General features: G+C 38.6%; 31 protein-coding genes and 1 pseudogene. 13 read left to right on the forward strand and 19 right to left on the reverse strand.

Going from position 1 to position 19,675, the window contains the following annotated elements:
- Nucleotides 1–699, reverse strand: coding sequence for an HTH-type transcriptional repressor FabR (gene fabR, locus FTT98_RS01420; RefSeq protein ID WP_078188804.1), 699 nt, complete (start codon nt 697–699; stop codon nt 1–3).
- 144 nt (nt 700–843) lie between these two features.
- Between fabR and FTT98_RS01425 the strand changes: the two genes are divergently transcribed.
- Together FTT98_RS01425 and FTT98_RS01430 are read left to right on the forward strand one after the other, a co-directional pair.
- Nucleotides 844–1,911 (forward strand): ferredoxin reductase, encoded by a 1,068-nt coding sequence (locus FTT98_RS01425; RefSeq protein WP_180022037.1) that lies wholly within the window; start codon nt 844–846, stop codon nt 1,909–1,911.
- 11 nt (nt 1,912–1,922) lie between these two features.
- The gene (locus FTT98_RS01430) at nt 1,923–3,017 is read left to right on the forward strand and encodes an acyl-CoA desaturase (protein WP_180040084.1); all 1,095 of its coding nucleotides are present in this window, start codon (nt 1,923–1,925) and stop codon (nt 3,015–3,017) included.
- A gap of 87 nt (nt 3,018–3,104) precedes the next feature.
- Here the strand turns inward: FTT98_RS01430 and FTT98_RS01435 are convergent, their stop codons facing one another.
- From FTT98_RS01435 to FTT98_RS01445, 3 genes are all read right to left on the reverse strand, one after another.
- Complete coding sequence (locus FTT98_RS01435; protein WP_078188800.1) at nt 3,105–3,308, reverse strand: hypothetical protein; 204 nt, start codon at nt 3,306–3,308, stop codon at nt 3,105–3,107.
- A gap of 176 nt (nt 3,309–3,484) precedes the next feature.
- Nucleotides 3,485–4,114: an HAD-IB family hydrolase gene (locus tag FTT98_RS01440; protein WP_180040082.1), complete on the reverse strand. Its 630-nt coding sequence runs from the start codon at nt 4,112–4,114 to the stop codon at nt 3,485–3,487.
- The gene (locus tag FTT98_RS01445) at nt 4,081–5,286 is read right to left on the reverse strand and encodes a DUF1615 domain-containing protein (RefSeq protein ID WP_180003816.1); all 1,206 of its coding nucleotides are present in this window, start codon (nt 5,284–5,286) and stop codon (nt 4,081–4,083) included. The genes FTT98_RS01440 and FTT98_RS01445 overlap by 34 nt, the downstream gene beginning before the upstream one ends.
- A 277-nt stretch (nt 5,287–5,563) precedes the next feature.
- Here FTT98_RS01445 and FTT98_RS01450 point away from each other — a divergent pair, with 277 nt between their 5' ends.
- Nucleotides 5,564–5,746: a hypothetical protein gene (locus FTT98_RS01450; protein WP_168377709.1), complete on the forward strand. Its 183-nt coding sequence runs from the start codon at nt 5,564–5,566 to the stop codon at nt 5,744–5,746.
- A 161-nt stretch (nt 5,747–5,907) separates the two neighbouring features.
- Nucleotides 5,908–6,075, forward strand: coding sequence for an acyl-CoA thioesterase (locus tag FTT98_RS01455; protein WP_373683444.1), 168 nt, complete (start codon nt 5,908–5,910; stop codon nt 6,073–6,075).
- Nucleotides 6,076–6,166: 91 nt separating this feature from the next.
- Here FTT98_RS01455 and FTT98_RS01460 read toward each other — a convergent pair whose 3' ends face one another.
- Together FTT98_RS01460 and FTT98_RS01465 are read right to left on the reverse strand one after the other, a co-directional pair.
- Nucleotides 6,167–6,337: a hypothetical protein gene (locus FTT98_RS01460; RefSeq protein WP_171262568.1), complete on the reverse strand. Its 171-nt coding sequence runs from the start codon at nt 6,335–6,337 to the stop codon at nt 6,167–6,169.
- A gap of 314 nt (nt 6,338–6,651) precedes the next feature.
- Nucleotides 6,652–7,026: a hypothetical protein gene (locus FTT98_RS01465; protein ID WP_257230169.1), complete on the reverse strand. Its 375-nt coding sequence runs from the start codon at nt 7,024–7,026 to the stop codon at nt 6,652–6,654.
- Between the two features lie 564 nt (nt 7,027–7,590).
- On the opposite strand from FTT98_RS01465, the gene FTT98_RS01470 reads away from it, so the two are divergent.
- Nucleotides 7,591–7,938, forward strand: coding sequence for a hypothetical protein (locus tag FTT98_RS01470; protein ID WP_180003822.1), 348 nt, complete (start codon nt 7,591–7,593; stop codon nt 7,936–7,938).
- A 16-nt stretch (nt 7,939–7,954) separates the two neighbouring features.
- Here FTT98_RS01470 and FTT98_RS18025 read toward each other — a convergent pair.
- The 13 genes and pseudogenes from FTT98_RS18025 to FTT98_RS01530 all read right to left on the reverse strand — a co-directional run.
- Nucleotides 7,955–8,310, reverse strand: a pseudogene (locus tag FTT98_RS18025) (site-specific integrase); the annotation flags it as partial.
- Between the two features lie 276 nt (nt 8,311–8,586).
- Nucleotides 8,587–8,868 carry a pyocin activator PrtN family protein gene (locus tag FTT98_RS01475; protein WP_180176876.1) on the reverse strand — a complete coding sequence of 94 codons (282 nt, stop codon included), beginning with the start codon at nt 8,866–8,868 and terminating at the stop codon, nt 8,587–8,589.
- 13 nt (nt 8,869–8,881) lie between these two features.
- The gene (locus FTT98_RS01480; protein ID WP_180176877.1) at nt 8,882–9,187 is read right to left on the reverse strand and encodes a hypothetical protein; all 306 of its coding nucleotides are present in this window, start codon (nt 9,185–9,187) and stop codon (nt 8,882–8,884) included.
- A complete protein-coding gene (locus FTT98_RS01485) occupies nt 9,184–10,677 on the reverse strand; it encodes a 3'-5' exonuclease (protein WP_180176878.1) in 1,494 nt (497 codons plus the stop codon). Before FTT98_RS01485 ends, FTT98_RS01480 begins: the two co-directional genes overlap by 4 nt.
- 52 nt (nt 10,678–10,729) lie before the next feature.
- Nucleotides 10,730–11,659, reverse strand: a complete 930-nt coding sequence (locus tag FTT98_RS01490; RefSeq protein ID WP_180176879.1) for a transcriptional regulator — start codon at nt 11,657–11,659, stop codon at nt 10,730–10,732.
- A 12-nt stretch (nt 11,660–11,671) separates the two neighbouring features.
- Nucleotides 11,672–12,652 (reverse strand): YqaJ viral recombinase family protein, encoded by a 981-nt coding sequence (locus FTT98_RS01495; RefSeq protein WP_180176880.1) that lies wholly within the window; start codon nt 12,650–12,652, stop codon nt 11,672–11,674.
- Between the two features lies 1 nt (nt 12,653).
- A complete protein-coding gene (locus tag FTT98_RS01500; RefSeq protein ID WP_180176881.1) occupies nt 12,654–12,869 on the reverse strand; it encodes a hypothetical protein in 216 nt (71 codons plus the stop codon).
- A complete protein-coding gene (locus FTT98_RS01505) occupies nt 12,866–13,255 on the reverse strand; it encodes a hypothetical protein (protein ID WP_180176882.1) in 390 nt (129 codons plus the stop codon). Before FTT98_RS01505 ends, FTT98_RS01500 begins: the two co-directional genes overlap by 4 nt.
- 1 nt (nt 13,256) lies before the next feature.
- Nucleotides 13,257–13,697: a hypothetical protein gene (locus tag FTT98_RS01510; protein WP_180176883.1), complete on the reverse strand. Its 441-nt coding sequence runs from the start codon at nt 13,695–13,697 to the stop codon at nt 13,257–13,259.
- A 93-nt stretch (nt 13,698–13,790) separates the two neighbouring features.
- Nucleotides 13,791–14,615 (reverse strand): DUF2303 family protein, encoded by an 825-nt coding sequence (locus FTT98_RS01515; RefSeq protein ID WP_180176884.1) that lies wholly within the window; start codon nt 14,613–14,615, stop codon nt 13,791–13,793.
- A gap of 53 nt (nt 14,616–14,668) precedes the next feature.
- Nucleotides 14,669–14,998: a hypothetical protein gene (locus FTT98_RS01520; RefSeq protein WP_010112842.1), complete on the reverse strand. Its 330-nt coding sequence runs from the start codon at nt 14,996–14,998 to the stop codon at nt 14,669–14,671.
- Between the two features lie 199 nt (nt 14,999–15,197).
- Nucleotides 15,198–15,524 (reverse strand): hypothetical protein, encoded by a 327-nt coding sequence (locus FTT98_RS01525; protein ID WP_180175461.1) that lies wholly within the window; start codon nt 15,522–15,524, stop codon nt 15,198–15,200.
- Nucleotides 15,525–15,598: 74 nt separating this feature from the next.
- Nucleotides 15,599–16,324 carry a helix-turn-helix transcriptional regulator gene (locus FTT98_RS01530; protein WP_180175462.1) on the reverse strand — a complete coding sequence of 242 codons (726 nt, stop codon included), beginning with the start codon at nt 16,322–16,324 and terminating at the stop codon, nt 15,599–15,601.
- A 107-nt stretch (nt 16,325–16,431) separates the two neighbouring features.
- Between FTT98_RS01530 and FTT98_RS01535 the strand changes: the two genes are divergently transcribed.
- The 8 genes from FTT98_RS01535 to FTT98_RS01570 all read left to right on the forward strand — a co-directional run bounded on the left by FTT98_RS01535 (nt 16,432) and on the right by FTT98_RS01570 (nt 19,669).
- On the forward strand, nt 16,432–16,659 hold the full coding sequence (locus FTT98_RS01535; protein WP_004761406.1) for a Cro/CI family transcriptional regulator: 228 nt from the start codon (nt 16,432–16,434) through the stop codon (nt 16,657–16,659).
- A gap of 8 nt (nt 16,660–16,667) precedes the next feature.
- Nucleotides 16,668–16,994, forward strand: coding sequence for a hypothetical protein (locus FTT98_RS01540; RefSeq protein ID WP_180176885.1), 327 nt, complete (start codon nt 16,668–16,670; stop codon nt 16,992–16,994).
- 2 nt (nt 16,995–16,996) lie between these two features.
- The gene (locus tag FTT98_RS01545) at nt 16,997–17,263 is read left to right on the forward strand and encodes a hypothetical protein (protein ID WP_180176872.1); all 267 of its coding nucleotides are present in this window, start codon (nt 16,997–16,999) and stop codon (nt 17,261–17,263) included.
- Complete coding sequence (locus FTT98_RS01550; RefSeq protein WP_180176886.1) at nt 17,260–17,949, forward strand: hypothetical protein; 690 nt, start codon at nt 17,260–17,262, stop codon at nt 17,947–17,949. Before FTT98_RS01545 ends, FTT98_RS01550 begins: the two co-directional genes overlap by 4 nt.
- Nucleotides 17,946–18,461 (forward strand): hypothetical protein, encoded by a 516-nt coding sequence (locus FTT98_RS01555; protein WP_180176887.1) that lies wholly within the window; start codon nt 17,946–17,948, stop codon nt 18,459–18,461. The genes FTT98_RS01550 and FTT98_RS01555 overlap by 4 nt, the downstream gene beginning before the upstream one ends.
- Nucleotides 18,458–18,715, forward strand: a complete 258-nt coding sequence (locus FTT98_RS01560; RefSeq protein ID WP_180176888.1) for a hypothetical protein — start codon at nt 18,458–18,460, stop codon at nt 18,713–18,715. The genes FTT98_RS01555 and FTT98_RS01560 overlap by 4 nt, the downstream gene beginning before the upstream one ends.
- Before the next feature lie 73 nt (nt 18,716–18,788).
- Nucleotides 18,789–19,367, forward strand: a complete 579-nt coding sequence (locus FTT98_RS01565) for a hypothetical protein (RefSeq protein WP_180176889.1) — start codon at nt 18,789–18,791, stop codon at nt 19,365–19,367.
- Nucleotides 19,364–19,669: a hypothetical protein gene (locus tag FTT98_RS01570; RefSeq protein ID WP_180176890.1), complete on the forward strand. Its 306-nt coding sequence runs from the start codon at nt 19,364–19,366 to the stop codon at nt 19,667–19,669. The genes FTT98_RS01565 and FTT98_RS01570 overlap by 4 nt, the downstream gene beginning before the upstream one ends.
- The last annotated feature ends 6 nt before the right edge of the window (nt 19,670–19,675 follow it).

Consider the following 19,675-nt stretch of genomic DNA (forward strand, 5'->3'; position numbering starts at 1 on the left):
TTAGCGAATTTGGGCTTCGTCTAGATGGCGAGCACCTTCCAATATCATACGAATCATAATCATGGTTTGTTCGGCAACTTCTTTGCGTTGTTCTGTCGGTAGATCAATGACTTTCGCACCCATGTTAAACACCAATTGGGTAATACCACGTGCCACGATGTCAGGATGAGCCAACTTGCTCTGATTTAAACGCTCTAGGACGATTAAATCTTCTCTTAATTCTTGTTGGAAATAGTTGAGTTGACGCTCAACTGCATTTTTATAAGAATGCGAACCAGTATAGCCTTCACGAAGCAACAGGCTTAAGTTGCCTTCATCGGCATCTAGCTGCTGAATAAATACTTCAACTGAACTACGAATAATACTGCTTTGGCGTGATGCCTGAAGGCGTGCTTCATGCAAAATTTGACGTAACACACCGCCAGCTCGATCAATCAACTCAATGGCTAATTCATCAATATCTTTGAAATGACGATAGAAACTATTTGGAGCAATGCCAGCTTCACGTGCAACTTCACGCAAACTCAGTGATGAAATACTTTTTTGTGGACCAATTAAATTAAGCGCTGCCTGAAACAGTTCTTCCTTGGTAATTGTTGCTTTACGACCTACAGTGCGAACTGTAAGTGGAGTTTCAGCTTCAGAATGTAAATCTTCCTGGTACATGTTAACCATATTCGTCTGTGCAGACTGAGTCATATTTTTTAATAGATTAAAAACATTAACATATTATAGCGTCTGCTAATAGCTTTTGTGAAAATGTCGATTAAATGCACAAGCGTATATACAAATATATATACATGTGTATAATAATTAAAAACCTCCCATGAGTTGTATTTGATTATGCATGTACTCGAAAAAGCGAAAAAGCCTTTAAACGCAATCAAAGACAGTGTTGTAGACGTCAATGCGGTAAATTTCTGGTTGCAGAAATTTAATCCGTTATGGTCTGGTAATCAGGCACTCGGCAAAATTGTACAAAAAGAAAATGCAGCAAATGAGATGGTCAGCCTAACCATACAGGTGAACCGTTTATTTAAAATTGGCGAAGCTGGTCAGCATCATCCTGTTTTTGCTCGCGTAAATGGTATCCGTTACGAACGTACTTATAGTTTGACTCAGTTAGATGATCAACACGTATTGCTTAGTGTAAAAAAAGTGAATACGGGTATTGTGAGTACTTGGCTCGTAGAACAAGCGCAAGTGGGCGATATCTTAGAATTTGGTCAGCCTTTTGGTGATATGACTTTGGTGTCAAATTCTGCGCCGTTGCTACTATTGGCTGCGGGTAGTGGTATTACGCCAATGTTAAGTTTGTTGAAAACGATGAGCAAAACCAAGAAAATTGCGGAGCAACCAATTCAGTTAATGTATTGGGTTAAGTATCACGATGATGCCGCATTCAAATTACGCTTCGAAGCTTTGGCAAATCAATATCCAAACTTTAAATTTCAAATTTTCTTTACCCAAGAAGAAGTTGCTGATCCACGATTAAATGCCGCTCACGCTGCTCAAATTGACGACATTGAGCACAGTACTGTGTTTGCATGTGGTCCATCGGGTTTCGTCACTCAGGCCGAAGCGTTATTTGATCATGCACAATGCTTTATGAGTGAAGCATTTAGCATGAGCCCAATTGCAACGGATGAGATTGGCTTTGTGAATGTCACACTTACACAATCCAATAAAACCGTCAGTATTCCAAAAGGCCAATCAATTTTAGCCAGTCTTGAGCAGCAAAATATCAAACTAAATCACGGTTGCCGTATGGGCATTTGTAATAAATGTGCCTGCAATAAAGTGGAAGGTTCGACTAAAAATATGGTCAATGGTAGCCAAAATACAGAGCCGGGTAATTTACTCAAAATTTGTGTGAACTCAGCACAGTCAGATCTTGTTATTGATTTATAAGGTAGAAAAATATGAACATGCCTGTAAAAATTGAATATTTTAAAAATCCCAAAAACCGTGAGTTAACCCAATCGCAATTAGACGAACTTGCGCGTGAGCTTGATGCGATTAAGCAAGAAGTTTTAGATGACTTAGGTGAAAAAGACGCGAAATACATTCGCCGTGTGTATTCGACAGTTCGTTATTCATCTATGGCGGGTCGTGCTTTATTGTTTGCAGGTTGGTTCCCACCAGCGTGGATTTTGGGCACAGGTCTTTTAGGTTTTGCCAAAATCATGGAAAACATGGAATTGGGTCATAATGTCATGCACGGTCAATATGACTGGATGAATGATCCTAAATTCAATGGTCAGACCTACGAATGGGATATCGTAGGGACAGCAGATAACTGGCGCCAAACTCACAATTTTAAACATCATACCTATACCAACATTAAAGGTATGGATGATGATATTGGTTATGGTCTCGTTCGTTTGTTCCCAGAACAGCGTTGGAAGCCGGGCTATCTATTACAACCGATTTATAGCATTCCATTTTGCTTATTGTTCCAATGGGGTGTTGCCATTCAAAACCTTGAATTGGGTAAATACTTCAAAGGTCGTAAAACAAAACAGCAAACCAAAGAAGAATGGAAACCAATGCAAGCCAAAATCGGCAAGCAATTATTTAAAGACTATGTGTTCTTCCCGCTTATTGCAGGGCCTGCAGCATTACCGGTGCTTACAGGGAACCTAGTGGCGAATGGTCTTCGTAATATTTGGACGTTTAGTATTATTTTTTGTGGTCACTTTACCAAAGATGTTGAAGTTTTCCCGAAAAAAGTACTTGAAAATGAAAGCCGTGGACATTGGTACATGCGTCAAATTCGTGGTTCTTCAAACCTTACCGGTTCAGAAGCATTTCATATTTTGACAGGGCATTTAAGCCATCAGATCGAACACCATTTATACCCAGATGTTCCTGCGCGTCGTTATCGTAAAATGGCGCCAAAAGTACAGGCGGTATGTGAAAAATATGGTTTGAACTATAATAACGCAAGCTTGGTGAAACAGTACGGCAGTGTTATCAAACGTATTGTGAAATATGCGTTTCCATTTAAAAAGTAATAAAAGCTAGGCTTGAGTTGCTGAATCAAAAAAAAGCCATGCATTTACATGGCTTTTTTCATATTAACTTTGGGGGAAATATCTATTTTACTTTTTGATATGTAATTTGAGGATCTTAATCAAATTCATATAATTTCCTTTTTTAGCCATACGAATGACCAATTCAATTTCTTCTTTCGTCCACATCTGGCGAGTGGCTGAGAAGGCAAATTGAGCAAGGAGAACAAATGGATTTTCGCCAAATTTAATATGGAGGCCTTTGACATATTTCGGTGGATTGAATTGATTCATATTCTTTTCCCGCTTTTAATATTTGACCGCATTATTTCTAATTAATGAGAAAAATAGCACACTATAAAGTCAAAATAAAAGCAGAATTTTCAAAATTTAATCATATATTAGAGCGACTTAAATTTAAGTTTGTGATTGTTAACTTTGATTAATAAACCAAACTAAATCACTCGACTTTAGTCGAGTTCAGGTAGGCACTTATCCTGTCCATTCATGAAATGGTGGGTGGCCAATTCAAACATAGCGAGGTCTTCATCGCTATTTCCATAGGCATATACCTGCTCATAGTCTTGAAGGTTAAATTGCTCCAAAACTCGAATTTTCTTTTGCTCACCACTACAGTCTAAGGTTTGATACAAACCAGTCAGTATTTGGTCATTGGCTGCTGTTTCGGTACAAATCAGTTTGACCCCGAGCTTTTCGGCCACAGGTTTAAGATATAAATCGACGGATGCAGAAACCAATACGACTTCATGACCGCGTTTTTGGTGTTGCTGTAATTGTTCATATAGCGAAGGATTGAGTTCCGCCATCAAATGTTCAGCATATTGTGCTGCTTGATTTAAAACCTGCTCATGATTGGCTTGGCTAAACATTGCGGCATATAGGCGAGGACGCATTGCATGGGCAGGATATAGCTTGAGATAATAGCCTTGAATCCAAGGGAGAATTTTAATCCCTTGGCGCACGATATGTCGTTTAGGCAGGGAATAGAAGATGAACCCTGTAAAACTGTCTTTATTACACAGGGTTCCGTCAAAATCGAATAAGGCTAGAGTTTTAGGTTTTTGATGCGGCGCATGCATGTTTGATAACGTCCATCGACTCGTGTGGCAAACCAATTGGTATTGTAATCACGGCTTAATTTCGGCCCAGAAATTACGACTTCAGGCATCATGGCATAAAACGGTTCTTTACCAGTCTTTTCTTGGTACAACTTTTTGACCGCTTTATACGTCAAAGTATCTTCGAAGTCCTGATCTTTTTCTTTTTTAAGATCTGAACGAATTTGACGTGGAGTTGCAATTACATTGTTTTCTGCAAAAACGGCAATCAGCGCAGTTTCAGACTGGCTTTTTGCTGAACGTGGAGAACCATCTTTATTATAAAGTAAGAGGTCACCATCTAAGCCGAGCTCAGCAGGGGTTAAGTCATTCAACATGCTTTGGAATGCCGCATTACGACTCGAATAACGACCCGAGTTATAATCTGCAAAACGATAAATCGGTTTGTCATATTCAGCTGGATACATCATTAAACGGTGGATGCCGTAATACAAACCGCCATATTGGCTATACATGTCAGTACGTAGAGCAGCAATATTTCCACCTTGGCGTTTGTGGTCTTTGGCATAGCCTATATGAACTTGCATGGAACCCAAAGTGGTAATGGGGTTGAGCTTTTCACCAATATCTTGTCCAACCAGTTTCGCTGCGCCCGTCAAAGCACTCACGTGATAATGTTTAGACATATAGTCAAAAATTTCACGATATAACTCGTCTAGTTCACGTTCAGTTTGTACACGGCGCATTTGGCTCAGATAGTTATCTTCTGGACTCGGTTGATTTTTTAACACATCTTGGAAATAGCCAGCGACTGTACCACCGATGCCATCACCCAATTTATCTTTAAACTTTTCTTCAAGACGATCTTGAACTTCTTTGACGGCTTTTTCACCGAGTCCCGGCACATGCGGGTCGGCAACAAAATTGGACTCTTGATCGACTACAGCAACAATCGTACAAACATTTTCTTTCGTGGTTGGAATACCGAGCTGATCACTAATGTCGTAGATATCATTGGCCCATGACAGACGTTCATTCACGCGAGGTGGAATGGCTTTTTTGATCTGTTCCGCTTCCATAGTGGGTTCATCTTTGCTCCACCATGAACCATTACCACAGGCAGCCAAGCCAATGGATAAAGCCAGTACAGAAAGGGATTTAAAGCATAATGTGGTCGAAAAAGTTTTGTTCATATTTTCCAATAAACTCAGCCATATGGGGGCGACAAAGCAGGTGCAGTATACTATGCAAAATACATAAGTAATGAATAAATATGTATATGTCTCATAGGGGACTGTCAATCTATTTATGGAGATCTACGCGTGTAAAAACAAGCAGTTCTGTCAGGATGATTGGAAAAAGAATGCTTTTTGAGCTAAATAGATGAATATTCCAATATCATTTTCAACAGATTATAAAAAATGCAGGTATATACTAGCTGAAATCCATAAATTTTTTAAGGGGATTATTATGCCAGCTAAATTTTTCAGTCGTTTCTTGGGTTTGATTGCGTTAGTTATGGTATTGGGGGCAATCATTATTAACTTTGTTGTGGCTAAACCGATGGTGGAATATTGGATCTTACTCTTACTACCTTGTTTTGCCGTTCCAATTTTAACCTCAGTGATGATCACGAAGGATGAAAATCTTTAACATCATCGTTCAGTAAATCTATATTTCAATCCAATAGATGATGAATACTCAGTCTGTGCAAAAAGCTCACATCGGGTGGGCTTTTTGTTGATGTGTCTAAAGTATTTTATACTGTGCAAATGAGAAATTTAAAACGCCAGCACAAATTAAAGGTATCAAACGTGATTTGGTCAACTGAACAAGATGCCGTGTTGATCGAACATGCAGATTTAGCTATGTCTGAATTAATCCAGCACTTGGGATTTAGTGAAGAAGACATTTTACAAAGAAAAAAAGTATTGGGTTTAAACCGGCGGGCACGTCAAATTCAACGTTTATATTTTAAATAATTGAAATCAAATTCATTGAAAACTGCGACAGATCTAAAATGTCTGTGAATTTAAAAACCCACAATCTGTGGGCTTTTAAATTTTTGCTCAATTATTTTGCAACAGCTTCAGAAGCAGGAGCCGCTTCAGTTGCATCTTGAGCAACTTCAGTTGTTTGAGCTTCAGATGCAGCAGCTTCAACTTTTTGTTCTTCAGCAGCAAATGTAGTTGCAGCAGCAGCAGAGATAAGTGTAGCGAAAAGTACTTTGTTTAAAGTTTTCATGATTCAATCTTCAGTCTATTTTTTTGGAAAAAACAACTTAATGTATTAATCATGATAAAAGTGTAATTAAAATGAGTTGTTATGTGTCTAGATTGTGAACACATGCGAAAAATTATCATATTAAATCAATAGTTTGAAATCCATTACAAAATAATATGTGTCATTCAAATGTCGTTTAATATTTGAAAGGCTTTAAAAAGAAAAACCCGAATAAATCGGGAAGTGTATTTTACATTGTTATTACAGCGAAACTTACACACTTTTCGCTTAATAACAATTTATCGCACAATTGTGACGCCATGATGAAAGGGAGATTATTCAGCAGGGCATTCAATTTTGAGTTTTTCTTTGTAATAGTCCTGTGCAATCTTCAAATCATTCAACATTTTATCTTGAGTATAGTCTTGGGCTGCGAGTTTGAGCATGGCAGGCATGTAGTTAGTTTTATATTCATGAGGGTAGTCATGACATAAGACTTGTGTTTTTTCCTTGATAGATGTGCTTGGGGCATCTAAAACATCAAGGTATTGACTGATTTGCGCATCTGACTGCTCAAATTGTTGAGTCGCTTGTTCCGTTGTTAAATCAGCGTTTTGGTTTTCAGCTGCAGCCGCCTCGTCATTGGGTTGTTGGCAGGCTGTCAGAATGGTAGCGAAAAATATAAAAGAGAGAATTTTCAATTTTTTCATAAAGTTCAACTCACTCGTGTGAATTTATAGATTTAAGTTTTCAATGATTTTAGCAGTATCCCTCTATAGTAACACCTGTACAGGCAGATCTGTTGAAAGTCTGATGTTGAATCGATAGTGTGTTAACTACATGGCTGATGCATAAGTTTCAACGACTCTTAAGCAAAAGCGTAGAAATTTTTGTTTGGAATTACTAAACTATCGCATTGCAAATTTGCCGTCCAATTCCGAAGCTTCAAATTCCTCAATTCAATCGTTGAGCAATGTTGATGTTCATTGTCATCATTCAATTGCATAATCATTGCCATGAAACGTTTTTTCGCTCAACAGATTTTGCGAACATACACTTGAATTTAGTATTGTTAAAAGTGGCTTTGAAGAGATCGAATGTGGTTCAGGCATCATTTGCTAAATATAGCTAGAGGTTAAAACATTGAGTCAACATCCTGTCATTCAAGAATTATTCGATCGTCCCATCGAGAGAAAACTGTGGGTGGCACCTATGGCAGGTGGGTTAGATTACGTTACTATTTACAATAACATCCAATTTAATGAGTATAAATAGTGCATTATCTAACCAAAATTATTAACGGACTAACAATTTGCTTCCTAGCATCAGTGAATTGCTATGCTAAAGATGAACCATCAAATGCTCATAATGTAATTGAATTTAAATGGTACGAAGCCAAAAATTATTACAACAGAATAATGAGAGAGTCTAGAGAAGCCAAAAGGAATGATAGTGATTGTGAGAAAAAACTGGATAGCTGTGATAAAGATATGAAAAGCTATCTTTATTACCCGAAAGCATTAGCTGACGCAAAAGCTCGCTTAGAAGCAGCTGAAAGTAAACTATATGAGAAAATATCATTAGAATTTAATGCAGAGAATGCTGGGGTTCAGAAAGATTAATACTTTTATAAGAAGCGGCGTAATCAGAAAAGTCTTGTCGCGTTAAATAATAGATATTCTTTTCAGAAATATCTAAACTAGCGATATGCTGTAGTGCTCCTGTTTTTGTCCTAGCAAAACTGTCCGCCTCATCCAAATACTGAAATATGAATTCTCTGAGTGTTTTTGCTTAAGTTGCACCTCAGGGTTCAACATTTTTTCAGGGTGCAATTCAATTTCTGCCTCTGCGCGTTTAATCCACTCATCAGCCAAAGACTTTTAGCTAAATGTTTTGGATTGCTTGAATTCTGGGTAGCCTTGAAGTTGTACGCGGACTTGAGCTCTATACCGAGTTGTACCGTCTTTTGTTTGTCGCTTAGTGACTGTACCTATAAATTTGCAACATTGAAATTTCGTGGTGCAAATAGGTTGCAACTAAAGAGCATTAAAAGTCAATACGAAGCGACTAAACGAAGTTAAACGAGGTTAAAAGATTTTGAGTAAAAACAATGTCATTCAAGAATTATTCGATCGTCCCATCGAGAGAAAACTGTGGGTGGCACCTATGGCAGGTGGGTTAGACTATTTATAATAATAATTTAAAATCAATATCTTAATGTTTTTTGCGTGGCGTATGGCGTAGAATTGGCGTAAAAAAAAGAGGTGAAATCAATTCACCTCACTCCAATTTCTTTGAGACTCTTTTTGCAGTGAATCCAACCAGACTGCAACATCCGTTAAGTTTACAAAGTATTCAGATTTATTACCATCGACCTTAAATGCTGGAAAAGGTAGTTTACATTTAGCTGCTCGTTGTTTTGCAGCTGCCATATCTAAATGTGGCATGTAATCTTCCACAATATCTTTTAAGGCAACAACAGGTCTTTTATAATGCAGAATCAACATCATTGATGTGTCGATTTGGTCATTTCGATTGATCGCTACTCCCATTACGAATTCTCCTTCAAGCCACCATTAAGTAGTTAAAATTCTTACTACGATTTAGTTCAACTCTTGCTTCACGCTCTAAGCCGACTAAAAACTCTCGATATCCGTTTAAGTAGCATCCACAAAATTGCTTAAATTTTCGCTGACATGCTTCATTCATCAAATAATCTTGCTGCATTCGGCCTTTGTGGCAAAATATTTTGAGAACACTATCGCCACGACGCATAACCACAGCATCTTTTTTCACTTGTGGCCTGTATCCATCACAGTACAACCAGTAAGTGAATAAGTTTATAAATCGGCAAGGTAGGCGAGTGATCATGTTGCTACCTCAGCTTGGGTGTTATATCCGATAGCTTTAAACAGTGGGTTCAATGCAGAAATATCTAACTGCTTTTTAGCTCGAGTAGCAGCAACATATAAAAGTCGAGCTTCATCTTCGGTTAGGATTTTTTCACCAGGTGCAGCAGCTTCTTTATAAAAGAAATCACCACCAAGTTTGACCTTGTTAAACTCCAAGCCTTTAGACTTATGAGCTGTGGTTACAATGCAGTCATAATCACTAGAATTACTTTTTAGTAATGAGCTGATTAGAGCTTCTTCACCCACTTTATTGATTAGGCTAACAAGTGCTTTTAAGTCATTTCCAGAGACTTCATTTGTGTATTCAATGACTTCTTCCCAATTGCTAAAGCCTTCAAATACACTTCCATCGTGGACTTTTATTCCAGATTTAACTTTTTTGGCATCTTCAATGTTTTTTAATAAAGAACCTGTATCAACTTCCAAACGTGGTTCACGTCCAATTTTTACCAGCTCAACCATGTTGGAAAGGGCAGCAGCATTGGTACGATAGATAAATGCATCTGCAACCATATCGGTGACTTCACCAACATGGGAATCTATCTGTTCAAAACCACGTAATGGAATTTCTTCATCCAAAACATTGAACAAAATTTTATTCGCAAGATCAGCAATGTTTTCACCAAAACGGAATGATTGACTTAAACGTGTTTCAGCTATATCTAGAGATTGCATCGCATTGACAGCACCACGAAACGCATAGATTTGTTGGTGACGATCACCAACATAAATTACCTGAGCACATTGTTTACTCAAGACATTTAACATGATTGGATCAGCATCTTGTGCTTCATCAAATAAAATAAAGTCAGCATTAATCACTGGATTACTTAATGCCCAATATTTAAGATAATGATCGTGTTCTAAGCGGTTAATACCAGAAGGATTCAGAATATCATTCCAATAATCATGTGCCTTAGGTAAAAGAATATTTGCCAATTCTGCACGGTATGTGTCATCCATCCAATCAGGTAAAGCAGCGTAAACTTGTGATAGTAGAATTTCGCTGTAATTAGATCGGCAGAAATAACCAACGGCATTCATCATAGATGTGGCCATACGTTTTGAATTAAATAATCGTTTCTGATCATCTTCACCACGTTGTTTAACCAATGCCACTGGTACTTGATAATTCTCAAGATCATGGCGAGATGCCAATTGGTTTGACATCAAGCGACGATTTTTTAATTTATTAGTCAGCCAGCGTGGAACTGAGTTATAAGCTAGGCTGTGAAATGTTTTGCACTTAACATTATGGTTAAATTTAGACTGTGCTTCTGTTGCAATAGCCTTGTTAAATGCCAAGTACATGCCATGTTGATGATGCTTTGCATTACCAATCAGTTTAAGGGTAGAAGTCTTACCAGCACCGGCGTATGCGGTCACTTTACAAGACTGTCCATGTAATGCCATATCAATGGCATGTTGTTGTTCAATAGTTGGATTCATATTTCTATCTCACTACTGGTACCCTCATGTGTGAGGGCACCACATGCCAGTGTTATGCTGTTAATTCAGCTGCTTTGCGTTCGTAAATCGAATTGATCTTGTCGATTTGAACATCAGATAAGCCAGAAGTGTGAGGCTCAAAACGCTCACCCATAATCTTATTGATGGTTTCAACATCCGCTGCTTCTTCAAGATCAACAACCAACTGAAGGTAGAACTTCTGCCAGCCATGAGCATTTTTAATATCAGTTTGAGCTGGTTCACCTAAGTTAGTAGGTACTGTGTTGCTGACTTCTTTTAGCTGTTCCAGTGTTTCAGTCGCATAAATTTGTGCAATTAATGCTGCTGTATCGAACTCGGGTGCCATATCAACAACTTTGTCCTGTTGTTCACGATGTTCTAACTGTGCTTTTAGACCAGATGCACCTTGATGCTTCTTGATATTTGATGGCTCAGGAGTCACATCAATTTCTTTGTCGCGCTCTTCTTCAGCAACCCCAAAACCTTTAAGAATATCCGTGAACTCATCGCGTAATGCATAGCCACGTGCACGCATTTGCATCATGCGTCGTGGATATTGAGACCAAGGACCAGCTTTAGAAAGTAAACCTGCACGTTTTGCATCTTCTTTGCTGAATGTTTTGGTAACTGATTTTTGGCCTTTACGTTTAACGATACAAGTTGCCACATCGTCGGTTTGAGTCTCTTCAAACTGCTCAAGCAATCCTGAACTACGAACCAAGGCAAGAACAGCATCACCCCAAAGCGAAGGACGACCATTAATTACTGCAATGTTTTGCATGGCCTGAAGTGGTTGCAAGCCAATTTCAGCACCCCATTGCATAGCAACCAAAATGTTGCCAGGCTTTTTCTGATAGTCCTTTGGGACAATTTCAGAGTTCGCCAATAAATCAGCAATTTGCATTGCTTCTTGAAGGTTAGTAGGAGTTAAAAAGCCAGTGTTTTGAACTAATGCATTCATGATAAATATTCCTTAAATTGTTTCTTTAAACTTGTTTGAAATACGGAAAACACGTGTGCTTGATGTTTTGCTATATTTCGCAAATAAATCAGGTTCTTCTTTCTTCAACAGCGTACTGTCGATACGAGTAGAGGATTGTTCTTTGTAGGTGCAGATGGACTTGCCTTGGCTAATCATCATTTCCGCATCCTGCATCGTTGAGACAATCTTTAATTTGATTTCATCTTCACGAGCCTTATCTGCTTTTAGACGACCTTGAACAGTGATAAGTTCTTCAGCGAGTTTGATATGTTCAAAATCAGCTTCGACTTGTTTACCCACAACATGATTTGACCAGCGATGTAAAACATCATCAAAACAAGTAGGATCTGGTGGAACATCAGCAATGACATGGTTGAACCAAAATGCTTTAACCTGTTTAAAGATTGATTCAATTAAATCGTCATCACGTTCAATGCGATACATACGAAATTTGTTGCCACCGATCAGCACCGCAAGGTCAATGAATTGGCAACCTGAAAGTAGGAGGTACCAAAGGCATTGCGTTAGGTAGTAGTCTGGAACTTGGTCTGAACCTTCTTCACCAAACAGTTTTGCAAGGTATTCAGAAGCCGTTTTACATTCGAGAAGTTGATCTGTAGTCAGCTTGCCGTCTTTGAATCGCACGTTGCCTGAAATTTCAGGATTGATAATTGCACGGTCAATGTTGCCAATCGCCCAAGGATGGTCAGGCAAACTTAATTGTTGAGTTACACGCTGAACCTTTACACCAGCACGACGTGAATATTCCTTTGCAACAACATCTTCAAGGAGATGACCAAAGTGTGCTGATTCACTTTGAGACTCTGAGCGTTCACTACGACCAGTTTTGTCTAACCATAATTGGTATGGTGATTTGTATGGGCTAAAGCCAAGGATTGCAGCAACGTCTGAACCACCGATACCTTTTTTACGACCTGCTAAGAATTTTTCGTGATTTACTTGTGTATTCATATCACACCACCTGATTTTCAGAATATTTAGGAGCCAAAGGGCGGTAGCTATCATCAGCAGCACGCTGACATTTCACACAAACCATTGCTGGTATGACGTTACGATGGAAATATTCATCATCGTAGCCATCACGTGTTTCGGTATTTCCGCAGTGCTCACATTCATAAATTGCTGTGAAATCACGACGGATTTGAGAAGTAATCTTTTTGATTTTCATGCTCTAAATCCTCTACGTGAATTCATGATTTCCAAACGAATTGAACCAATTCCCACGTCAATAATTAATTCACGAAAATTTTCATTTGAAGTGATGCCAAATTTGAAAGCCCATCCACCACCAAATCGACCAGAACTTTTGACTTTGAACGGATTCCATCCCCAAAATTCACCGTTATGCTGATCAAATGGTTCATCTTTAGAAGAAACCACATGCCAAGGAAAGCCATGCATTAGGCAAATAACAGTTTTATTTCCAACATCGAATTCAAATTCGTTGTATTTGACAGGTTCACCAAATAAAGCTCGATATACATCAGCTTGAAGGCTTTCAGACGGATTATTTTTTCCGCTTGTAGCTGTTTTAATTTCAATTAAATCAAGCATATTAACCTCTCAATTTCTGTAATTTCACAGCGATAGAGTCTTCAAGAGCATCATTGATCTTGTCGATTTCATAACGATCAAGATATGCATTGATTTCGCCATCTTCATCACCGACCAATTCAGGTTCTAAGCGATCAATCTGAATGCCTACAGCACGATTAAAGCCGTTACCATCATCGAAACCTGAATAGTCAAAATTCACCTCGATGTAATACTGGCCATTTGCGGTTAATAAGGTTGCATGACAGTCATGTTGACAGTCGTTGTATGGTCCTAAATCGAGCTCATCCACCTTGTAGATGTCTGATGCCACTGTGATCTGCTGCTGTTCTTCAACAGGTAGCTTGGCTGGTTGATACATTTGCACAGACGCAAAAACTGCTGTCATTGCTACTGCACCACCTAAACCCAACAAAATTGATTTGAAATTTAATGAAACCATGTTCATAATCTCCTTATAGCGATTGCTATACCCCCTAAAGAAGCCCCGTCCTCGATCAAAATTTCGGGGCTTTTTATTGCTTAATTTTTAGTTTTAAGCGGAAAAGGTACCAATACGGACAGGGTTTTCAGGAAGTAAGGCAATCACTTTTCCCTTGAATTCTTGAATAATTTCATTACGCAAGAGTTCTTCTTTAACGATTTGCAATGCAAACGATGGCTCACCATCTGAGCTATTTACTACAAGACGCAAGCGAATAGTTTTGTCATCAAGACCGACATAAGCTGGATCAATGATTTCAAAATAACTTGGTAATTTCCCTGCTGTGCTTGAAGCTTCAACTTTGTCAAAGACTGAGCGAGTTTCTTGCATGTTTGATACTGACGAGTCAGTAGTTGAAGATGCGCCAACTTTCATGTTGCGAACTGCATTAATTGCTTCCGCAATATGGATCGTTTCACCAGTTTCACTTGTTGCAGCGAATACACTTGCCCAATCTTCAAGTAGAACCGCAAAGCGTTTTTGATTTAACTTATTGTCTTTAAGTTGGTTTAACTTTTCCCAAACTACAGTTGGTTCAAGCTGTAATACTGCTTTATGGTCACAATGACCTTGAGCCAATCCAACAACTTTGAAGTTTAAAATTGCCGTTGCTGATACATTTTTGTGGTCAACAAATACAGGGGCATAAACTTTTACTTCAGGAACAGAATTTTCAGACTGCGTATTACCTAAAACATAACTTTTGAAATCTTCAAAAGATGGGGTTTTTAAAACACCACGTGCACGGTTACGACCAGCTTGAAATTGTTCTAAATCATGAACATTGAAATTTTCATGAATGGCAACAAGTTCACCACGAGATAAATCATTTACAGGTAACGCAAGTTCAACGATTTCTTTAGCAGAGTTTTCCATTTTCAGTACCTTATGGATGGTTGGTAAAATTGTTGTAATGAGAAGGGGGCTGTTTAAGCGTCTTCAGTGAATAATTGGCTTGTATGGTTAGCGAACAAAGTGACATCACCACCAGCATTCAAATGCATTGGAGTTTTTGAGGTAGTGTCCTCTGCACGTTTACCTTTTGCTGTTGGTTCAACAAAAGCGAGTGTGTGTGCAATTTCGACCTGGCTTGAATCACCGATACGAGCAATATCAAGTGTGATTTTGATTTGCCCTTTTTTGTTGTGCTGAACAGCACCTTGAGAAACCATGCTGATAGCTGCACCGAGTTGGTTAGCAAAGGTTCCTGCACCTAAGTCAGCAACAAATTGCTGTGCGTTGGTTGGTTTGGTAGACATTTTTACCTCACATTGGGTTAGTGTGTGAGATAAATATTAGGTAAACCTAATTATTTAGTCAATAGGTATTCCTAATTTATTTTTAGGATTGCCTAATTTTTTGTTTTTGATAAAAGAAAACCTGCATATAGCAGGTGGAGTGGTGTTTATTGATATGCTGTTACATCATTAAGATAGGTGGATTACCAAATTTATTAAATTAATTTCCCCATTTTTCCCAGTCACGATAGCCAGTTAAGCCATGCTTTAAAATCTTTATAGATGAGTCTTTTTTCATTATTTCTAAGTTTTTTTCATATTGGCTACAATATTTAAAATATTCAAAAGTATGATAACCTCTTATCACGTACTCAATGTGGTAATCACCAAATCCCTTAACAGTTAAATTGGGGTGCGTGACTCTTTGTAAGTGATTTCTAACCAAATCATAATCGCTTGGTTTGTTGCGACGATCTAACCAAAAAACGATATAAAAAAATATAATAATTAAACCAATAATTCCCAAGTTATATATAAAGTCATGCATTCTTAGATACCTAAATTATAATGATTTAACTTTTTCTTACTCGTTTGGGCTTAAAACACTTATACCTTCAGGTGTTACCATTTTTCCAATTTCGCAATCTGCCAAACCCAACCAATAATTTCAAATTGTTGTGAGATTCTTTCTTCTGCTGTAAGTTCAATTTCTTTATATTCTTCTGAATTATCAGATAACAATCGGATTCCACCAAAGGGTAGGTTATATAAACGTTTGCAGTAATGAAGCCCACCTATACAAATCACATAGATACGACCATCTTTAACCTCTTTGCGACCAAGATCAATGTGGATTGTATCGCCATCATTAATGGTTGGTGTCATTGAGTCGCCTGATGCAGTTGCTGCAACTGCATTAGATTCTGTGATTGCTAAATTGCGTAAAGTCGCTTTGGACATTCTTAATTTACGTCTTTCATTAGCAATAGCTTCATTGAATGAACCACCTCCACAAGCAAAAGAAAAATCCTTGAAAAATGGGATTTCTACTTCGTCATCATCTACTGGAGTATTGGTATCCCATTCATTTACCTGGGTGAATTGAGGATTAATTTCACCATCTTGTTTAGGTGAGCCTTTACCAGTCGCAAGCCAAATAGGGTTCACATTCAAGTGATTTGCAGCTCGTAGAAGATTCTCACCTTCCATTGTTTTTGATTTACCAGAAAGCCAGTCACTAACAGATGGTGGCTTAACACCAACAGCACGAGCAAGTTCTACACCCTTTATTTTTTTTGGTGGTAAAACTTCCATTGCATATTTAAGTCTTTCAGCAAGTGTCTTCATAAATAACTCTCAAATCATTAGGAAATCCTAACATGAATAAAATTAGGTATGCCTATTGATTATTTATAAGGAATGCCTAATAATTGCTTTTGTTATAGGAGAGCAACATGAATGACAACCAACTTATAGAAGCCCTTGGTGGATGTAATGCAGTTGCACGGCTTTTAGGTATTACAGGACCTTCAGTGAGTGGTTGGAAAGCTATTCCAACTGACAGAAAAATCCGCCTAGCTGTGATTGCAGAAGATCGTGGAATCTGCACACGCAAAGACCTTTTCCCAGAAGATTATCAGGACATTTGGATTGAACTAAGAGAACCTGAACAAATTCAATAGGTGAACCCATGGAAACAAAAATAATGTTTGTATTCAGCAAAAAACTGTTGGCACCCATGTCAACACGTGTACCGCTGGAAGTCCAAGAGATCATTGATACTTTGGCTGAAAGCCAAGGTAGTGATCGTGCGAAATGGTTAAGAGATGCCATAGATAAAAAGATCGAACTGGAGACAGGTCAATCATCATCTGAGCACATAGAAAAATCAAAGAATACAACGTCTACCAGTGTATTCAAGAATGTATGCAGAAATTTGAAAAGTTTTTGGCAGGCATTAAAAAAGCCCGATGGTCAAGATCGAGCTTCTAGTATTCATCATCTATCAGGAAAATGAACATGAGTAATTTAACAGAACATAAGTGTGCTGGCAAATGTCCAGAATTTAAAGGGGAACAATGCCATCACTGTTTAGTACCAGACATGAGTTATTCGGAATTTCCGAATAGCTCATATGTCATCGGTGTTGATTTAGCTGCTGATGGGGAAGATAAGTCGGTTGAAGTGGCTTATTGCGTAATCTCTAAAAAATACTGTACCTGCCCAAACGGTGTGCAGATTTGCTTACATGAACATGGTGGTGCAGTGGTGGAGGTGCAGTCATGAAAGAACGTCCGATTCTATTTAGCGCCCCAATGGTCAGCGCAATTTTGGAAGGCCGCAAAACTCAGACACGTCGAATTATGCGTCGTCAACCAGATGATGTTGAACGCTTTCACCGCGGTGAGACAACAACTGACACGGATGCAAGTCATGCCATTTTGCGGTGCTATAACAATCCAAAAGGATTTAAGAAGTGTGCGAGTGGTTGGTTTGCTGGTGCGACATATAAAACACCTTTCAGTGAATTTAATGTTGGTGACCGCCTTTGGGTGCGTGAAAATTTCATGGATTTAAGTGGTACTGGAGTGGAGCATAGAAATTCAAGCGGCAAGCTTCAAAAATATGCGTATGCAGCAGACTGTCCGCGTGGCAGTCATTCAGATGAGTTGCGAAAAGATTTTGGTCTTAAATGGAAACCTTCAATTCACATGCCTCGCAGTGCATCACGCATATTGCTTGAAATCACAAAAATTCGTGTAGAGCGCCTCACGGACATCTCAACTGAAGATGCTAAAGCAGAGGGTTTTGATTATTCAACTCATCCATCTGCAATAAAAATGGGTTATGCCATTGGAGCTAAAACTAATTTTCGTCATGCATGGCAGGAAATCTACGGTGCAACCTCATGGGATAAAAACCCTTGGGTGTGGGTGGTGGAATTTAAAGTGATCCAAGGTGGTGAAACATGATTGATAACACCGCAATTCTCGCCCTAACTGACATTATCCAATTGCCTGAAGCTGAACGCTTACAGGCAATCAAGGATAATTTTTCAGCAAAATCACATGATGAATTACTTAATTTACTTGGCAATGTTTTAAATGTTGCTGTGAATTATGCCCAATCGTGTGATGAAACATTATTTTTACATCTTGTCACCACAGGTGATATGCACCCATACGCAATAGATAAGCTTATTTCACCTAGTTTTCATGGTGCTTTGAATGGGTTGATCTTGGCGCAAAAGGCTCCTAATCAAGATGTTCTATGTGAATCGTGTGCTTATCGTTGCGGCACTTTAGCAAATCATTGTCTTTCTACTCAATCTGACTTGGCTTATGCCTTGGAGTTGGATGCTGTTTTTTATTGCCATAAAGATATTGAAAATTTGCATAGCCCATCTGCTACAGATCGTAAGCGCATGAAACCATGCAAAGGCTGGGCACAGCATGTGAAGAAACATAAGGGAGTAGCAGCATGAAATCAAATAAAGCTAAAAAACCTATGTATATCTTTACTGAGCTAGGTAAAGAAAAACTTTGTAAGCACTGTGATGAATACTGGCCTACAGATTCAGAGTTTTGGTTCATGATTAAATCAAAGTTAAAGGATGGAACCATTACATTTCGACCAGAATCAGCATGTAAAGGCTGCTATGACCGTGTTTATAGACCACATCATGTAAAAGGTGTGAATAAAGTTCGTTCAAGTCATGAAAAGAAGGTGGCAGCATGAAAGAACTCCACAAAACTTTGCTGTTCATTTTCATGCTCTTTGGGGCTGCCTTAATTCGATTAGGGGGTGTGGTGTGATTAAGAAACGCAATAAAAAATACAACCCCAATAAACCTGCTTTAAATCCTGTACGCAAGTTTCAGCTTATTGGTGAAGCGATTGAAGAAAATCTCATTCTCGACCTTTGGCAATTAACAAATGGGAAATCTGAGGATCAAACGCCTGAGTTAGCCCATTTGCTAACTTTGACCAAGGGTACGCTTGTGATTGCCATGCGTAAGGATTTAATCGACAAGGAGCAAAGCTTCCATATCAGTTGTGACATATACGCAGATCATCCAGATGGCCGATCTATACAGCTCGATTTTGAAATAGCTGTACCTGAACGCATGACATATGGACAGTTTTTGAATGGTTGTGAAGAAGATCAAGAGCCGATTTACATCGTTGAATGTGGTGTTAAAACTCGCTGGAAAGGTGCCAACAAGTTAATGGATGAATATTTGCATGAAGTTGCGGGACCGGGATTCAAAATTGTAAAGCAGCCATACATTGTGACTTGCTTTTCTGCATTCAAGAACATGGCATGTCAGCGCGAATTTAAAGCAGTTCAGATATCCCTTACTGGTAATGGGTTAGGGGTGGCAGCATGATTATCGGAGTTGCTGTTAAAGCAGGTGAGCTTATGGTCGCTCTACCAAAACCTAATCGCCATGCAGATTGTATCAATATTATTTTGTCACTTGGCTTGGTACCAGATATTCAAAACCAATGGGGTAAATCATTACACCAAGGTTTTTATTGTGAGAAAGGAAAGTTCTATACACGCCCACAAGCAGCTTTACACGCTATCGAATGTGGCCAACAAGAATGGACAGAAAATGACTTAGAGCTAATAGCCTTGGGTGAAAAGAAATTTTCACGTATGGGGCTATGTAGTGAAGATTTGTGGTGAGGTGGT

Origin of the sequence: Acinetobacter sp. YH12039, assembly GCF_013420015.1 — a bacterium.
GTDB lineage: Bacteria > Pseudomonadota > Gammaproteobacteria > Pseudomonadales > Moraxellaceae > Acinetobacter > Acinetobacter amyesii.

What these genes read in the sequence shown, in the direction of transcription:
- fabR (WP_078188804.1), bottom strand. Translation starts at nt 699, where the DNA reads ATGACTCAGTCTGCACAGACGAATATGGTTAACATGTACCAGGAAGAT.
- FTT98_RS01425 (WP_180022037.1), top strand. Translation starts at nt 844, where the DNA reads ATGCATGTACTCGAAAAAGCGAAAAAGCCTTTAAACGCAATCAAAGAC.
- FTT98_RS01430 (WP_180040084.1), top strand. Translation starts at nt 1,923, where the DNA reads ATGAACATGCCTGTAAAAATTGAATATTTTAAAAATCCCAAAAACCGT.
- FTT98_RS01435 (WP_078188800.1), bottom strand. Translation starts at nt 3,308, where the DNA reads ATGAATCAATTCAATCCACCGAAATATGTCAAAGGCCTCCATATTAAA.
- FTT98_RS01440 (WP_180040082.1), bottom strand. Translation starts at nt 4,114, where the DNA reads ATGCATGCGCCGCATCAAAAACCTAAAACTCTAGCCTTATTCGATTTT.
- FTT98_RS01445 (WP_180003816.1), bottom strand. Translation starts at nt 5,286, where the DNA reads ATGAACAAAACTTTTTCGACCACATTATGCTTTAAATCCCTTTCTGTA.
- FTT98_RS01450 (WP_168377709.1), top strand. Translation starts at nt 5,564, where the DNA reads ATGCCAGCTAAATTTTTCAGTCGTTTCTTGGGTTTGATTGCGTTAGTT.
- FTT98_RS01460 (WP_171262568.1), bottom strand. Translation starts at nt 6,337, where the DNA reads ATGAAAACTTTAAACAAAGTACTTTTCGCTACACTTATCTCTGCTGCT.
- FTT98_RS01465 (WP_257230169.1), bottom strand. Translation starts at nt 7,026, where the DNA reads ATGAAAAAATTGAAAATTCTCTCTTTTATATTTTTCGCTACCATTCTG.
- FTT98_RS01475 (WP_180176876.1), bottom strand. Translation starts at nt 8,868, where the DNA reads ATGGGAGTAGCGATCAATCGAAATGACCAAATCGACACATCAATGATG.
- FTT98_RS01480 (WP_180176877.1), bottom strand. Translation starts at nt 9,187, where the DNA reads ATGATCACTCGCCTACCTTGCCGATTTATAAACTTATTCACTTACTGG.
- FTT98_RS01485 (WP_180176878.1), bottom strand. Translation starts at nt 10,677, where the DNA reads ATGAATCCAACTATTGAACAACAACATGCCATTGATATGGCATTACAT.
- FTT98_RS01490 (WP_180176879.1), bottom strand. Translation starts at nt 11,659, where the DNA reads ATGAATGCATTAGTTCAAAACACTGGCTTTTTAACTCCTACTAACCTT.
- FTT98_RS01495 (WP_180176880.1), bottom strand. Translation starts at nt 12,652, where the DNA reads ATGAATACACAAGTAAATCACGAAAAATTCTTAGCAGGTCGTAAAAAA.
- FTT98_RS01500 (WP_180176881.1), bottom strand. Translation starts at nt 12,869, where the DNA reads ATGAAAATCAAAAAGATTACTTCTCAAATCCGTCGTGATTTCACAGCA.
- FTT98_RS01505 (WP_180176882.1), bottom strand. Translation starts at nt 13,255, where the DNA reads ATGCTTGATTTAATTGAAATTAAAACAGCTACAAGCGGAAAAAATAAT.
- FTT98_RS01510 (WP_180176883.1), bottom strand. Translation starts at nt 13,697, where the DNA reads ATGGTTTCATTAAATTTCAAATCAATTTTGTTGGGTTTAGGTGGTGCA.
- FTT98_RS01515 (WP_180176884.1), bottom strand. Translation starts at nt 14,615, where the DNA reads ATGGAAAACTCTGCTAAAGAAATCGTTGAACTTGCGTTACCTGTAAAT.
- FTT98_RS01520 (WP_010112842.1), bottom strand. Translation starts at nt 14,998, where the DNA reads ATGTCTACCAAACCAACCAACGCACAGCAATTTGTTGCTGACTTAGGT.
- FTT98_RS01525 (WP_180175461.1), bottom strand. Translation starts at nt 15,524, where the DNA reads ATGCATGACTTTATATATAACTTGGGAATTATTGGTTTAATTATTATA.
- FTT98_RS01530 (WP_180175462.1), bottom strand. Translation starts at nt 16,324, where the DNA reads ATGAAGACACTTGCTGAAAGACTTAAATATGCAATGGAAGTTTTACCA.
- FTT98_RS01535 (WP_004761406.1), top strand. Translation starts at nt 16,432, where the DNA reads ATGAATGACAACCAACTTATAGAAGCCCTTGGTGGATGTAATGCAGTT.
- FTT98_RS01540 (WP_180176885.1), top strand. Translation starts at nt 16,668, where the DNA reads ATGGAAACAAAAATAATGTTTGTATTCAGCAAAAAACTGTTGGCACCC.
- FTT98_RS01545 (WP_180176872.1), top strand. Translation starts at nt 16,997, where the DNA reads ATGAGTAATTTAACAGAACATAAGTGTGCTGGCAAATGTCCAGAATTT.
- FTT98_RS01550 (WP_180176886.1), top strand. Translation starts at nt 17,260, where the DNA reads ATGAAAGAACGTCCGATTCTATTTAGCGCCCCAATGGTCAGCGCAATT.
- FTT98_RS01555 (WP_180176887.1), top strand. Translation starts at nt 17,946, where the DNA reads ATGATTGATAACACCGCAATTCTCGCCCTAACTGACATTATCCAATTG.
- FTT98_RS01560 (WP_180176888.1), top strand. Translation starts at nt 18,458, where the DNA reads ATGAAATCAAATAAAGCTAAAAAACCTATGTATATCTTTACTGAGCTA.
- FTT98_RS01570 (WP_180176890.1), top strand. Translation starts at nt 19,364, where the DNA reads ATGATTATCGGAGTTGCTGTTAAAGCAGGTGAGCTTATGGTCGCTCTA.